General features: G+C 73.0%; 10 protein-coding genes. 3 read left to right on the top strand and 7 right to left on the bottom strand.

Annotated elements, in window-relative coordinates:
- Window positions 1–244 precede the first annotated feature (244 nt).
- Entirely contained in the window at window positions 245–1387 is a 1143-nt protein-coding gene (locus AC559T_RS01235; RefSeq protein WP_071059322.1) for an Mrp/NBP35 family ATP-binding protein, read from the bottom strand.
- A gap of 617 nt (window positions 1388–2004) precedes the next feature.
- Here AC559T_RS01235 and AC559T_RS01230 point away from each other — a divergent pair.
- Entirely contained in the window at window positions 2005–2460 is a 456-nt protein-coding gene (locus AC559T_RS01230) for a MarR family winged helix-turn-helix transcriptional regulator (RefSeq protein WP_498867439.1), read from the top strand.
- Window positions 2461–2509: 49 nt separating this feature from the next.
- On the opposite strand, the gene AC559T_RS01225 is transcribed toward AC559T_RS01230, so the two are convergent.
- The 3 genes from AC559T_RS01225 to AC559T_RS01215 all read right to left on the bottom strand — a co-directional run bounded on the left by AC559T_RS01225 (window position 2510) and on the right by AC559T_RS01215 (window position 6729).
- Window positions 2510–3358 (bottom strand): PHP domain-containing protein, encoded by an 849-nt coding sequence (locus tag AC559T_RS01225; protein WP_498867461.1) that lies wholly within the window; start codon window positions 3356–3358, stop codon window positions 2510–2512.
- A 138-nt stretch (window positions 3359–3496) separates the two neighbouring features.
- Complete coding sequence (locus AC559T_RS01220) at window positions 3497–3889, bottom strand: hypothetical protein (protein ID WP_235013910.1); 393 nt, start codon at window positions 3887–3889, stop codon at window positions 3497–3499.
- An 86-nt stretch (window positions 3890–3975) separates the two neighbouring features.
- The gene (locus tag AC559T_RS01215) at window positions 3976–6729 is read right to left on the bottom strand and encodes an AAA family ATPase (RefSeq protein WP_498867438.1); all 2754 of its coding nucleotides are present in this window, start codon (window positions 6727–6729) and stop codon (window positions 3976–3978) included.
- Window positions 6730–7433: 704 nt separating this feature from the next.
- On the opposite strand from AC559T_RS01215, the gene AC559T_RS01210 reads away from it, so the two are divergent.
- On the top strand, window positions 7434–9062 hold the full coding sequence (locus tag AC559T_RS01210; protein WP_498867460.1) for an alkaline phosphatase D family protein: 1629 nt from the start codon (window positions 7434–7436) through the stop codon (window positions 9060–9062).
- 196 nt (window positions 9063–9258) lie between these two features.
- On the top strand, window positions 9259–10209 hold the full coding sequence (locus AC559T_RS01205; RefSeq protein WP_020458539.1) for a diacylglycerol/lipid kinase family protein: 951 nt from the start codon (window positions 9259–9261) through the stop codon (window positions 10207–10209).
- A 40-nt stretch (window positions 10210–10249) separates the two neighbouring features.
- Here the strand turns inward: AC559T_RS01205 and ctaD are convergent, their stop codons facing one another.
- From ctaD to gabT, 3 genes are all read right to left on the bottom strand, one after another.
- Window positions 10250–11935 carry an aa3-type cytochrome oxidase subunit I gene (gene ctaD, locus AC559T_RS01200; protein WP_071059328.1) on the bottom strand — a complete coding sequence of 562 codons (1686 nt, stop codon included), beginning with the start codon at window positions 11933–11935 and terminating at the stop codon, window positions 10250–10252.
- Between the two features lie 215 nt (window positions 11936–12150).
- Window positions 12151–12780 carry a DUF6758 family protein gene (locus AC559T_RS01195; protein ID WP_071059329.1) on the bottom strand — a complete coding sequence of 210 codons (630 nt, stop codon included), beginning with the start codon at window positions 12778–12780 and terminating at the stop codon, window positions 12151–12153.
- 462 nt (window positions 12781–13242) lie between these two features.
- On the bottom strand, window positions 13243–14718 hold the full coding sequence (gene gabT / locus AC559T_RS01190; RefSeq protein WP_498867437.1) for a 4-aminobutyrate--2-oxoglutarate transaminase: 1476 nt from the start codon (window positions 14716–14718) through the stop codon (window positions 13243–13245).
- Window positions 14719–14794: the final 76 nt, after the last annotated feature.

Below are 14794 nucleotides of genomic sequence, written 5' to 3'. Positions count from 1 at the left end.
CCGCCCAGTTCGTGTCGCCGCGAAGGCCGTCCTGACGGGGTCGGGATGACCTGGGTATCCGTTTTGTCGAGAAAGCCGCCGAGCCCCTGCCCGGCGGCTTTCTCGTATCCGGTCCCCGGTCGCGTTCCCCGCGCGGCGGGCCTCCACCGCGCGGGGAACGTCTCGGTCCGGTCGGGTCGGCTTTGCTTCAGCCGAGCCAGCGTTGGTTCAGCCGGCCGGCATGCTCCCGCCCGCCGCAGAGCGTCTAGCGGCGGGCGGGGCTGATGTCCAGCGAGCGGCCGGACAGGCCGCGGGAGCGGAAGGTCAGCCGCTCGGCGACGGCGCGCAGCGCCTTCCCGGCCTCGGAGTCGGGGTCGGAGAGGACCAGCGGCTTGCCGGAGTCGCCGCCCTGCCGGAGGCGGACGTCCACCGGGACCTGGGCGAGCAGCGGCACCTCGTGGCCGAGCACTCTGGTCAGCCGCTCGGCGACGGCCGCGCCGCCGCCCTCGCCGAACACGTCGACGCGCTCGCCGCAGTGCGGGCACGGCATGTAGGCCATGTTCTCGACCACGCCGACGACGTTCTGGTGGGTCTGGACGGCGATCGTCCCGGCGCGCTCGGCGACCTCGGTCGCGGCGAGCTGGGGTGTGGTCACCAGTAGCAGCTCGGACGAGGGAACCAGCTGGGCCAGGGAGATCGCGATGTCCCCGGTGCCGGGCGGCAGGTCGAGGAGCAGGACGTCGAGGTCGCCCCAGAAGACGTCCGAGAGGAACTGCTCGAGGGCTCGGTGCAGCATCGGGCCGCGCCAGGTGACGGGCTGGTTGCCGCGGGTGAACATGCCGGTCGAGATGACCTTCACGCCGTGGGCCTGCGGTGGCATGATCATTTTTTCGACCTGCGTGGGTGCGCGGTCGATGCCCAGCATCCGGGGGACGGAGTGGCCGTAGATGTCCGCGTCGAGGACGCCGACGGCGAGCCCCGACCGGGCCATCGCGGCCGCCAGGTTGACGGTGACCGACGACTTGCCGACGCCGCCCTTGCCGCTGGCCACCCCGTAGACCCTGGTCATCGACCCGGGCTGCGCGAAGGGGATGACCCGCTGCGGGGTGCCGCCCCGCAGCTTCTCGTGCAGGGCCGTCCGCTGCTCGGCGGTCATCACCTCGAGGGTCACCCGTACGTCCCGGGCGCCGTCCACACCACTGACGGCGCGGGTGACCCGGGATGTGATCTCATCCCGCATCGGGCAGCCGGAGACGGTCAACAGGACGACCACATCGACAGATCCGTCGTCACGAACGTGGACCGAATCCACCATGTCCAGTTCGGTGATCGGCCGTCCGATCTCCGGGTCCAGCACGGTCGCGAGGGCGGACTGGATGGCGTCGGACGAAGGCAGGGCTGGTGGCAAGGGAAACCTCGGTCGCGGGTCGACATCCTCGGTCGTGGCCGACCTCGGATGTGGCATAGCGGGGGGGCTGTGACATTGCGGGGGCTCGGGGTGCCGGACCGTGCTCGACGGGTCCGGCGCAGTCGTGTTCGGGATCGGCCCGCCGGGGTGTGTGCCGCCGGGACGGGCGAGTGGACGGGTCACGTTGCGCAGATCGCGTGTAGGTCGTGTACCGGGTGCGACCTCGTTCCACGATAGCCCGCGCATGGGCGGCTGGGCCGGCCCGGCAGTGGGGGGCGGAACACGGTGGGGCAGGCGGTGCCCGGCGTGCGGGAATGCGGGGACCCGGGTGGCACGTTCGGCCGGGCGCATGGGTACAGCCGGGCACAGTGGTGCGGTCGGCCCTTGACGGCGCCTGAGATCCGGGCGGGACCGTACCGACTCGTCGTACTCTGATCCACGTGGGGCGGGAGAATTCGACCGTGGCCGAGCAGAAGGTGGCCGAACCCGGGAGATCCGAGTCCGGGAGATCCGAGCCCGGGCGGGCCCAGTCCGAGCCGGCTGGGTCTGGGCCGGCTGGGTCTGGGCCGGCTGGATCCGGGCTGGCCGAGCCGAGATGGATGGTGGACGCCCGCGGCATGCGAGCCTGGCGGCAGCTCCTGCGGGCGCACGCGCACGCCACGCGGCTCCTGGAAGCCGAGCTCGAGGCCGCGCACCAGCTCCCGCTCGCCTCCTACGACGTCCTCGTGCAGCTTGCCGAGGCACCTGGGTACCAGCTCCGGATGAGCGAGCTGGCGCAGAAGGTGCTGCTGTCCCGCAGTGGGCTGACCCGGCTGGTCGACCGCCTGGAGCGAGAGGGCCTGGTGGAACGCCGCTCCTGCCCGTCGGACGCCCGCGGCACGCTGGCGACGCTCACCGACGCGGGGCTGAAGCGGCTGAGGGACGCCTCGGGAACCCACCTCCGAGGTGTGGCGCGGCACGTTCTCGACCATTTCACCCCGCAGGAGCAGGATCTCCTCGGGGATCTGCTGAGCCGGCTCGGCGGTCCCGAACCCACGCCCGCGCCCGGCACCGGCTGCGGCTCCGGCGTCTGACCGCCCGCCGCCCCGCGGTGGACGGCCGCCGGCCCCGTCGCCGGGTTCGCTAAGCCCGGATCGGGCTGGACCCGCTGGCCTTCGCGACCAGCGCCTCGTAGCTGTCCCTGGATGTCGTCTCCGACCCGAGGTCCCGCCGATCGCGGTCGCCGTGGAAGTCGCTCGAGCCGGTGGTCACCAGACCGAGATCGGCGGCGATCTCCCGCAGCCGGGCCCGGGCCCACGGTGTGTGATCCGGGTGGTCCACCTCGACGCCGGTCAGCCCGTCCCGGGCCATGGCGGCGATGATGTCGGGCCCGACGGTCTCGCCGCGGGAGGTGGCGAACGGGTGCGCGAACACACTCACACCCCCGGCGTCCCGGATCAGCCGCAGCGTCTCGTGGACGTCCGGCTGGACCTTCTCGACCCAGAAGCGCCCACCCGCGCCGATCCACTCGCGGCTGAACGCGCTGTTCACGTCGGGTACCAGTCCCGCCTCCACCAGCGCGGCCGCCACGTGTGGACGTCCGACGGTGCCCCGGGCCAGCTCCTGGACCCGCTCCCAGCGCACCGGGTGACCGGCCGCGGCGAGCCGCTCCACCATCCGGCGGGCGTGCGTGGCCCGCTCCTCCCGCAGCCGGGCCCGGACGGCGGCGAACCGGGGCTCGGCCCGGTCGAACAGGTAGGCCAGGACGTGCATCGAGATCTGGTGCCCGTTCACCGCGACCCGGCAGGAGATCTCCGCACCGGGCACCAGCGTCATACCGGCAGGTAGCGCCGCCGCGGCCCGGTCGATCCCGCCGGTGGTGTCGTGGTCGGTCAGCGCGAGCACCTCGAGGCCCGTCGCGGCGGCGAGCCGGACGAGCTCCGCCGGGCTGACCGACCCGTCCGACGCGGTCGAATGGGTGTGCAGGTCGATTCCGGAGGACGGGCCGGGGACCAGGCCGGACGTCGGGCCGGGACCGGCGGTCGGGGCGGGACCAGAGGCCGGGGCGGGACCAGAGGCCGGGGCGGGAGTTGTGGGCAGCGCGACCTCCTTGAGCCGATCCGACCCACACTATCCGCCCGTCCGGCCACCCTCCGCCGGCGTGACGGCCTGTGCGCGCCCCGCCATCAGCCTGGGCAGGAGCGAGCAGAGGTCCTGGTGCCAGCGGCGCAGCTCGGCGGCGGTGGGAGCCAGCTCGTAGGCATGCTGATGGCCGGCCCGGGACAGCGCGTACCAGGCGGCGCCGGCCTCGTCCGCGGCACCCGGATCGGTGAAACTCGGCAGCACCAGCAGCTGGGCCCGCATCGAGAGCCGGACGAGCTCCGGCCGGCCGTGCGCCCGCCACACCTCGTCGACGGCCTGCTCCACGGCGAGCCGCAGCAGCCAGGCGCACAGCCGCGGCCACGACCCGTCCGCCGCCGGGGTCTCCCGCCGTAGTAGGCGGTCGGCCTCGGCGAGCGCCACCGCGGGGTCCAGCCGCAGGTCCGGCGACGGCGACGGCGACGGCGAAGGCGAAGGCGACCGCGGCGACGCCGGCCGCCGGCCGCGGGTCAATCCAGGGTCCGGATGTGGTCCGTGAGCCGGCCGGTGTCGCGGACCAGGCTCAGCAGGTTGCCGTCGTACCCGACGTGCACGCCGTCCCGGACGGCCCGGAACGTGTCGGCGGCCCACGGCGCGTGGCCGTCGAGGCGGCGCAGGACGCCGCGGGCCCGGCGCGCGTCGTCGAACAGGGCCAGGGCGGCCTTCTCGCTCACCGAGTGCGCCGCCGCGAGCGCCGCCTCGACCTCGGCGTGGCGCGCCCCCGCACCGAGCCGGCGCCGCCGGACCACCTCGTTGCACGCCGTCTCCACCGCCGAGCGGCACATCGCCGGGACGAGCATCATCGCCAGGTCGCGGGGCAGGTCACCGGTCCGGGCAAGCGCCCGCGCGTCCGCGAGATGGCGCCCGACCGGATCGAGGTTCCCGCGCAGCCGCACCAGCGACCCCTCGCGACGGACCACGTCGAGCACCGTCGCCGGCAGCCGCAGCCGGCGCACCGCGTCGGCCAGCCGATCATCATGGGTGAGGACGACGACCTGCCGAGTCTCGGCAACCTGGGCGAGTACGCGGGCCAGCCCGTCGACCTTCGCCGGGTCCATCGACTGCACCGGGTCGTCGATGACGAGGAAACGGAACGGGCTCGCGTCGCTGGTCGCGCGGGGCAGGAACAGCGCCAGCCCCAGCGCGTGCAGCTCGCCCTGGCTCATCACGCCGAGCGCGGCGCCGTCCACTCCGTCGACGGTGACGTCGAGGTCGACACGCCGCTGGTTGGCACTGCCGGTGAGGCGCACCGGGCCCAGGTCGACGTTGCTCTCCTGGCGCAGCATCGACCAGATCTGGGCCGACCGCTGCGCGAAGGGCCGCATCCGCTCGTCCCGCAGCCGCTGGGTCGCCTCCCGCAGCCAGTCAAGAGCCTGTCGGACGTCGGCCAGCGCGCCGGCGTCGGCATCGACCGCCCGCGCCGCCCCGACCCAGGCGGTGACCCGGGCAGCGAGCGGACGCCAGTCGGCGTCGGCGCGGTCGAGCTCGTCGCGGGCGGCCGCCCGCAGGGCCTCGGCCGCCCGCAGCAGCGGAGGGTAGGCGGACTCCAGCCCGTCCGCGACGGCCAGCGGGTCGGAGTCGTCGCGCAGCCGTGCCCACCGGCGCCAGGCCATGCCCGCGGCCGCGGCCAGCGCGGCCAGCACGTCCGTGCTCCCATCGGCGGTCGGCGGCCCGGAGGGAGCCAAGGGCCCGGGGGCGGTCAGCGGCCCGGAGGGGGCCAGGGGCACGGAGGGAGCCAGCGGCTCAGGGGTGGTCAGCGGCTCGGGGGCGGGTGCGAGCAGCAGCGCGACGTCGGCCAGCGCGGCGGCGAGGCCGGCGCGCACGACCAGCACGGCCGCGGCCCGCTCCCGCTGGCGGGTGACCTCCGCCCGTGTCGCGTGCCACCACCGCTCGTCGAGCCGCCCGACCCCGCAGACCGGGCACGGCCGGCTCCCGCTCCCACCCCGGCCCCGATCGCCGTCCTCGGGACCCTCAGATGACGGACCACCCGCGTGGACGGCGTTCTGGTGCTCGTGGTGGTCGAGTGCGGCGGCCAGCAGGTCGGTGAGGCGGGCCGCGTCGCCGGCCGCCGTCGCCGCCAGCCTCGTCTCCTCGGTCGCGAGCGCGCGCAGCCGCACGGCGAGCTCCCGGACGTCGGACTCCGCCGGCACCCGCAGCCCCAGCAGTTCCCGCAGCAACGTCGGCTCCCGCAGCAACGTCGGCTCCCGCGGTGCCGTCGGCTCCCGCGGTGCCGTCGGCTCCCGCGGTGCCGTCGGCTCCCGCGGTGCCGCCGGCTTCGCGGGTGGCGCGGTGCTCGGCGCCGGCAGGCCCGCCGCGACGGCCCAGGCTCGGTCGAGATCGGGACGTGCGGCGTCCCGCAACGCGTCGGCGGCCTCGACTGCCCGCGGGTCCGTGCTGCGCCGCAGCGCCGCGAGCAGGGCGGTGTGCTCCTCCCGCGAGCGGCGCGCGGCCTCGGTGAACAGGCTGCGCGCCGAGCTCAGGCGCCGCGCCGTGTCGACCATCTCGTCCAGCCCGAGGATCGCGTGCAGCGCATCGAACATCGCGCTGGGACGTCCGCCGAGGAGATCGCCCAGTTCGGCGTAGGACAGGAACGGCCGGTAGGTGGACAGAGCCCAGTCCCACCCGGACGGTGACCACGCCCCGCCGTCCGAGGCGCGGATCTCGCCGGCGCCCTCGTCCAGACCGGCGCCCTCCGGCCAGGTCCGGGTGACGGTGACCGGCCCGGGTCGACCCTCCACCGTGCAGGTGATCTCGACCCGCGCGGGCCCGGTGCTGTGCAGATTGCGCCAGCCGCCGCGCCAGACGGCCGCCCGCCGTGACCAGCGGCGGGTGTCGCCTGTCAGCGCGATCTCGGCGGCCTCCGCGAAGCTGGACTTGCCCGAGCCGTTACGTCCCGTGACGAGAGTCAGACCCGGCCCGGGCCGGAGGGGGAGCACCGCGAGTGGCCCGATCCCACGGAACCCATGTACGCCGATCGACTCCAGGTGGACGGCCGGCCCGCCGGCGGTGCTGGGCCTGCCGGTCGTGCTGGGCCCGCCGGTGGTGCGTGCCTCGTTCGTGGTGGGCGGCTCGCCGGGACCGGCGGTTCCGCGTCGCCGGGCCAACTCCGCGGAGAGCGGGACGTCGCCGTCCAGGGCGGCCAGGAGCAGGTCACGGACCCGCGCCGACAGGATGTCCTGTGCCATCTGCACGGCGAGCAGGTCGAGTACCGAGTCGGGGGCCATCCTGTTCTTCCGGTCGGGAACGGGCGGGGCGAAATGTTAGACCCTGTGTGACTGGACCGATCGGGCCGGTCGTCTCAACAGATCGCTTCGGAAGGATCATCCGAGTTTCCGCCCTCGCCGCCGACCACCTCCTGACCCCCCATGCCCCCCATGGGCCACCCGAAATGCCCAATTCATACCCTTCTGTGCAACGCGACACAAGCTGTTATGCGCGCTGGCTCCCGCCGTCGGGCGATGTGTGGCGGGTGAGTGAGTCCTGGCTGTCACTCAACCGCCGCGGTTCCTCGGCTGCCGTGCATAGCGGCCGGGCTGGCGCGAATACTTATCGCTTCCGGCCCCTCCGGCCCCTCCGGCCCCTCCGGCCCCGCCTCCGGCGCTGGCGCTGGGGGCGGGGGCGGGGCTCCGCGCGGACCGCCTGCCCGAGGGGGAGGCCACCACGAATCACAGTTGATCGCGGTGTCCCGCGGAACACCCGAGCCCCCGCGGGCCGTGGTCACCACAAACCACAGCCGACCGCGAGGCTCCGCGGAACACCCGAACCGGACATGACACACCGCACAGTAGATCAATCTTCGCGAAACTGGCTGTAAGCGTTTATCTGCCAGATCGACCGGAATGGTCTGCCGATCGTCGCCCCCCGTTCACCCCACTGTGGTGTGATCAGGGCCGTGACGCGGGACGAATACTCACCCGTGCCCGCGCCCATGCGGCCGGGCCGGCGGGCGGTGCTCCTCGGCGGGATCGGCGGCCTGGCCGCGGCGGTCGTCGGCGGCTGCGGCGGTGGTTCCGGGCCGGCGCCGTCCCCCGCGCCGACCCTGCGCGCGCCGACCCCCATCCCGGGGATCCGCGACGGGGTCTTCTCACTCGGCGTGGCCAGCGGCGACCCGCTGCCCGACGGGGTGATCCTCTGGACGCGGCTGGCGCCGGAACCGATGGCCGGTGGGGGCATGCCCAGGCGCGACGTCGAGGTCGACTGGCAGGTCGCCCGGGACGAGAAGTTCGCGGACGTCGTCCGTGCCGGCACCCAGCTCGCCACGACGTCCTTCGCCCATTCGGTCCATGTGGACGTCCGCGGCCTGGAGCCCGGGCGGGACTACTACTACCGGTTCCGGGCGGGCGACGTCCTCAGCCCGGTCGGGCGGACCCGTACCGCGGCCGCGCCGGGTTCGCCCGGCGGTGAGCTGTCCTTCGCGCTCGCGAGCTGCCAGGACTTCCAGAACGGCTACTGGCCCGCCTTCGACGCGATCGCCGGCGACCGCCCGGACCTCGTCCTGCACGTCGGGGACTACATCTACGAGTACGACCCCGACAGCAGGTACCCCGACCGCCGGCACACCACCCCCGAGAAGCCGGGGCTCGACCAGCTCCAGACCCTCGCCGACTACCGCAACCGCTACGGGCAGTACAAGTCCGACCCCGCGCTGCAGGCCGCTCACCACGTGGCCCCCTGGGTCGTCGCGTGGGACGACCACGAGGCCGAGAACAACTACGCCGGCCTGGTCGACGAGAGCGGCGACACCGGCCCCCGGCACCAGGACCCGCAGGTCTTCGCCCGGCAGCGGGCCGCGGCCTACCAGGCGTACTACGAGCACATGCCGATCCGCGCCGAGCTCGACCCGGGCTCGCCGGACCTGCGGATCTACCGTCGTCTCACCTTCGGCGACCTGCTGACGCTCAACGTGATGGACACCCGCCAGTACCGGACCCCGCAGCCCGGGTCACCGCCGGACGGGATCGGCGCCGTCCGGCTGGGCGACGACAACACCGCCGGGACCATGTCCGGCACCGCCCAGGAGGCCTGGCTCGTCGACGGCCTGCGCACCTCCCGGTCGCGCTGGAACGTCATCGCCCAGCAGACGATGGCCGCCCAGCTGCACGGCCAGCTGCCCGGTTCCGAGGTGCTCACCAACCTCGACCAGAACGACGGTTACGTGCCCTACCGGACGCGCCTGCTCTCGGCCGTGCGCGACACCCGGGTCGCCAACCCGGTGCTGCTCGCCGGGGACATCCACTGCGCCTGGGTGAACGACCTGCGGGTCGACTTCGACCGCCCGGAGACCCCGGTGATCGCGACCGAGTTCGTCTGTACGTCCATCAGCTCGGGCTTCTTCCTCGTCAGCGAGGATTTCGTCCGGGAGAACAACGCGCGGCTCAACCCGCACGTGCGCTATTTCCGCGGTGACCTCCGGGGCTACACCCGCGTCACCGTGACACCCGACGAGTGGCGCGCCGACATGCGGGTCGTCGAGACGATCGCGAAGCGGGACGCCCCCGCGTCGACCGACGCGACCTGGGTCGTCGAGGCCGGGAGGCCCGGCGCGCAGGAGGCCTGAGCCTGCACCGGCGACGAACAGCGGCTTTTGAAGGTCAGGCGCCAGGTCCGGCACCGGGGTCCGGTACCGGACCTGGCGCCGGGGCGGCGCCAGCTGGCCGCCACGGATCAGCCGGGGCCGGCGGTGGGGTCGCGGACGGCTGGTGGCCGTAGGCTTTGCCGCGGCCGGCAGGGCGTCGGCGGGGAGGGAACGACGGATGACCGAGCCGGGCACGGCCAGCAGCAGCACCGCAGCGCGGGCCGAGGTGCCCGACGCGGCGGTGGACCGTTCGAGGCTCACCGTCGTGGTCAACCCGAAGGCTGGCGGCGGCCGGGCGGCGAAGGTCCTCGACGGCGTCCGCGCGGCGCTCGCCCGCTGGGCCGAGGACGTCTCCGTCGAGACGACGAAAAGCCTCGAGCACGCCGAGGAACTAGCCCGCTCGGCCGTCGCGGCGGGACGGGTGACCGTCGCGCTGGGTGGTGACGGCCTGGTCGGCAGGGTGGCGGGCGCCGTCGCCCGGTCGGGCGGCGTGCTCGCGGTGCTGCCCGGCGGCCGGGGCAACGACTTCGCGCGAGGACTGGGCATCCCGCGCGATCCGGCACTCGCCGCGACCGCGCTCGTCGCGGCCGTGGAGCGCAGGGTGGACCTGCCGGAGGCGAACGGGGTGCCGTTCGTCGGGATCGCCAGCCTCGGGTTCGACTCCGACGTCCAGGTGATCGCGAACCGGACGACCTGGCTGTCCGGCCAGAGCGTCTACACCTACGCGGCGTTGCGCGGGGTGGCGGCCTGGAAGCCGGCCCGGTTCACCGTGACCATCGACGGCGAGCCGCCACTGGAGCACGTCGGGTGGACGGTCGGCGCGGCGAACGGTCCGTACTACGGCGGCGGGATGAAGTTCGCCCCGGACGCCGACATCGCCGACGGCCGGTTGGAGATCGTCCTGGTCGCGCGCACCGGGCGGTTCACCTTCCTTCGGTTGTTCCCGCGTATCTTCTCCGGCCGGCACGTCGAGGTCCCCTACGTCCAGGTGCGGCGGGGCGAGCGGCTCGTCGTGGACGCGGACCGCCCGTTCCAGGTCTACGCGGACGGCGACCCGATCGCCGACCTCCCGGCCGAGATCGTCGTCCGGCCCGGGGCCCTGCGCCTGCTCACGCCGCCCCAGGCCTGACCTGCCCTGACCGTGCCCGCGGGCGGCCGGCGGGCGAGGGCTAGCGCAGTTCGGGGGTGGCGTGGTAGTCGGTGACGCCGGCGACCTCCGGGTAGTGCAGGTCGAAGGCGGGGCGCTCGGAGCGGATGCGCGGCAGCTGGTGGAAGTTGTGCCGGGGCGGCGGGGAGGACGTCGCCCACTCGAGGGAGTTCCCGTACCCCCACGGGTCGTCGACGACGGCGAGCCGGCCGCGGCGGTAGGAATTCCACACGTTGTACATGAACGGCAGTGTCGAGACCCCGAGCAGGAAGCTGCCGGCGGTCGATATCGTGTTCAACGTGGTGAATCCGTCGCCCGGCCCGTAGTCGGCGTACCGCCTGGGCATTCCCTGCATGCCCAGGTAGTGCTGCACCAGGAACGTCAGGTGGAAGCCCAGGAAGACGGTCCAGAAGTGGATCTTTCCGAGCCGGTCGTCCATCATCCGGCCGGTCAGCTTGGGGAACCAGAAGTACGTGCCGGCGAACGCCGCGAAGACGACCGTCCCGAACACCACGTAGTGGAAGTGGGCGACCACGAAGTAGCTGTCGCTGACGTGGAAGTCGATCGGCGGGCTCGCGAGCATCACCCCGGTCAGCCCACCGAGGAGGAACGTCACGAGGAACCCGAGGCAGAACATCATCGGGGTCTCGAAGCTCAGATTTCCCCGCCACATCGTCCCGATCCAGTTGAAGAACTTGATACCGGTCGGGACGGCGATCAGGAACGACATCACGGCGAAGAAGGGCAGCAGTACCGCGCCGGTGACGAACATGTGGTGTGCCCAGACCACGATCGACAGGGCGCCGATGGCGATGGTGGCGAACACCAGGCCCTTGTAGCCGAAGACCGGCTTCCGGGAGAAGACCGGGATGATTTCGCTGATGATGCCGAAGAACGGCAGGGCGATGATGTAGACCTCGGGATGCCCGAAGAACCAGAACAGGTGCTGCCAGAGGATGGCGCCGCCGTTCTCCGAGTCGAACACGTGGGCGCCGAAGCGCCGGTCGGCCTCCAGCGACAGCAGGGCCCCAGCCAGCACCGGGAACGCGACGATCACCAGCACGGACGTCACGAGGAACGTCCAGCAGAAGATCGGCAGGCGGAACATCGTCATACCGGGGCCGCGCAGGGTGAGTATCGTGGTGATCATGTTGACCGCGCCGAGGATCGTCCCGAGCCCGGAGACGACGAGGCCCAGGATCCACATGTCCGCCCCGACCGACGGGCTGAACGTCTTGTTGTTCAGTGGGGCGTAGGCGAACCAGCCGAAGTCCGCGGCGCCGTCCGGGGTGAGGAAGCCGGCGACGACCATCAGCCCGCCGAACAGGAAGAACCAGTACGAAAGGGCGTTGAGCCGGGGGAAAGCGACGTCCGGCGACCCGATCTGCAACGGTACGAGGAAGTTCGCGAAGGCGAACGCCAGCGGCGTCGCGAACATCAGCAGCATGAGCGTGCCGTGCAGGGTGAAAAGCTGGTTGTACTGCTCGTTCGAGAAGTACTGCAGACCCGGCCGTGCCAGCTCGGCACGCATCATCATGGCCAGGATCCCGGCGAGGACGAAGAACCCGAACGACGTCACCGTGTACAGGACGGCGATATCCTTGTGCGAGGTGGTGCGAAGATATCCCAGCATGTTCGTGCGTGGCCGGGAGTGTCCGGCTTCCGCGTGTTCGACGGCGTGGCCGGACGGCTCGCGCAGAATAGTCACTCCGGCTCCCGGTTCTGACCTGTCGAACGGGCGGGAGCCAGAATCGTAGCGCGATGAAAGGCGCCGCATGCTCGATTTCGAGGCCAGCACCGGCCGATGTCGCTTCCGCGCTCCGACTCCCCGACTCGCCGGCGTCGGACCCGGATTCCAGACGCCCTGCTGCCCGGCGCCCCGGCACGTCACGGGCAACGGCCTGCCGGGGCGTCGGCGCGAGGTCAGCGGATCGACAGGTGCGAGCCCGCCGCGCCGAACAGCAACTGGTCGACCAGCCGCGGATCGTCCCGCAGGTCCTCCATGACGAGGTGCTCGAGCAGCAGCAGCGCCGCGTCCGCCGGCCACAGCACGCACCACAGCCAGACGCCCAGCGCCTCCCCGACGAACGCCGCCCGATCGGGTGGTGCGGCAATGGGCCAGAGCGCCGTCGGGTGCCCCGCCGCCTCGATCTTGGCCTCGGGCACCTCGTCGAGGCGCTCCGGGTCCGGCACCACCAGCCCGGCCAGCCGGCTGCCCAGGCCCACCCGCGGTGTCTCGGCCACCAGCACCATCTCGGCCGGCCCGCCAACCGGCGACGGCCCGCTCGCGGCGAACGCGGTCGCGTGCGGGCCGGTCCGCTCGTCACCCGCCCAGCCCACGCCGCTCACAAACCAGTGGACCGGCATCGGGGACGGCAGCCAGACCGGCACCTGGCTGGTCCGCCCCAGGTTCCGCAGCACCTGCTCCCGCGAGGACCGTGCCTCGTGGAACGGTTCGACATCGCCGTGCGACTCACACCGCCACCTGTCACTCCACAGGTCCGGCGGCGCCAGGCCGCCGAGGCAGGCCGGGCACACCGGCGGGGTGGTCACCGCCCGCCGCCGGGCGACGTGGGGCCGGGCGACCCCCCGTCCCCGGGCGGCCCGTCCCCGGAGGACCTCTCCCTGAGCGACCTGTTCCCGACTGACTCGTTCCTGGGGGACCTGTTCCTGAGCGATCCGTTGCCGGGGATCTTCCTGGGGGATCTCCCGGGGGGCCCTTCCAGGGGTGACCCCTTCCCGGGCGATTCGGTCTCCTGGCGACCGATGGTGCGAGCTACGACATTGGGAGCCACAGTCATCCTCCGCCTCCACGTGCGGCTGGTGGACGATTGATGCCCAGCCAGCCCTGTTCTGATGCTTGGCCCACGGGACTTGTCCACCTCGGTGGCAGATGTCGGTCGACCCGCCCAGGCGATGGGCGGGGACGTCGCGCCAGGCCGTGACACAGCAGTCGCCGCCGGCATCCCGGCGACCGGCCGCATCCGACGCCCGTCAGGCCACCTGCGGGGGATGTCAGTGGGTCGGCGGCAGACTGTCGGGCTGGGGCTGGGGCTGGAGTCGGAGTCGGAGTCGGGGGCGGTGCCTGGCGATGTCGGCGAAGACCTCGTCCAGGATGTCCAGGCCCTCGAGGAGGAGGTTGTCGGGGATCACGAGTGGGGGCAGCAGGCGCAGCACGTTGCCCCAGGTGCCCGCGGTGAGCAGGACGAGCCCGCGGCGGTGGGCCTCTGCCGCGGCGGCCACCGTCACCATCCGGTCGGGCGCGGGCGCGGGCGCGGGCTGGTTGGGTGGCGTTCCCTCGGTCGGGTCGGCGACGAGTTCGAGGGCGAGCATGGCGCCGCGGCCGCGGACGTCCCCGATGAACGGGTAGCGGTCGCGTAGGGCGAGCAGACGGGGCATCGCGATCCGCTCGATGTGGCGGGCGCGGGCGGTGAGGTCCCCGCGCTCGATGGTGGCGATCGCGCCGAGCGCGGCGGCGCAGGCGACCGGGTTGCCGCCGTAGGTCCCGCCGAGGCCGCCGACGTGGGGTGAGTCCATGATTCCCGCGCGTCCGGTGACCGCGGCGAGCGGCAGGCCGCCGGCGATGCCCTTCGCGGTGACGATCAGATCCGGAACGATGCCCTCGTGCTCGCAGGCGAACATGTCGCCGGTGCGGGCGAAGCCCGTCTGCACCTCGTCGGCGACGAACACGATCCCGGTCTGCGCGCAGAACTCGGCCAGTCGGGTCAGGAAGCCGGTGCCGGGGACGATGAAGCCGCCCTCGCCCTGGATCGGTTCGATGACGAGCGCGGCGACGTTCTCCGCGCCGATCTCCGTGGCGATCGTCTCCACCACCTGGGCCGCGGCCTGTTCGCCGCATGCGGCGGGGCCGCCCGGCCAGCGGTAGGGGTAGGCCATCGGCATCCGGTAGATCTCCGGGGCGAACGGCCCGAAGTGGTGCTTGTAGGGCATCGACTTCGCGGTCAGTGCCATCGTCAGGTTCGTCCGGCCGTGGTAGGCGTGCGCGAACGCCACGACGGCGGACCGTCCGGTGTGGGCCCGGGCGATTTTCACCGCGTTCTCGACCGCCTCGGCGCCCGAGTTGAACAGGGCGGACCGTTTCTCGTGCCGGCCCGGGGTGAGCCGGGCGAGCTCCTCGCACACGGTGACGTAGCCCTCGTAGGGAGTCACCATGAAACAGGTGTGGGTGAAGAGCCCGGCCTGCTCGCGCACGTTCTCCACGACAGCGTCGGCGGCGTTGCCGACGCTCACCACCGCGATGCCGGAACCGAAGTCGATCAGCGAGTTCCCGTCGACGTCCACCAGCACGCCACCGCCGGCCGCCGCGACGTAGACGGGCAGGGTTTCGCCGACCCCGCGGGCCACCGCCTGGGACCGGCGTTTCGCCAGCTCCACCGAGCGCGGCCCGGGTATCGCGGTGACCAGCCGGCGGACCTGCGGCAGTCCGGGCCCGCCCCGCGGGGGCAGCTGAGCCTGGCCGGTCTCACTCATGATCTCTCCCGCCCCGATCCGTCGCTGTCCGCGGTTCGCCTGAGCGCTGGCCCCGACAACACACGCCCCGCTGGCG

It is taken from the genome of Frankia sp. Hr75.2, assembly GCF_949319125.1.
Taxonomy (GTDB): domain Bacteria; phylum Actinomycetota; class Actinomycetes; order Frankiales; family Frankiaceae; genus Parafrankia; species Parafrankia soli.
The sequence above is the reverse complement of the archived record's forward strand: the minus strand, read 5'-3'. Positions and strand labels throughout refer to the sequence as shown.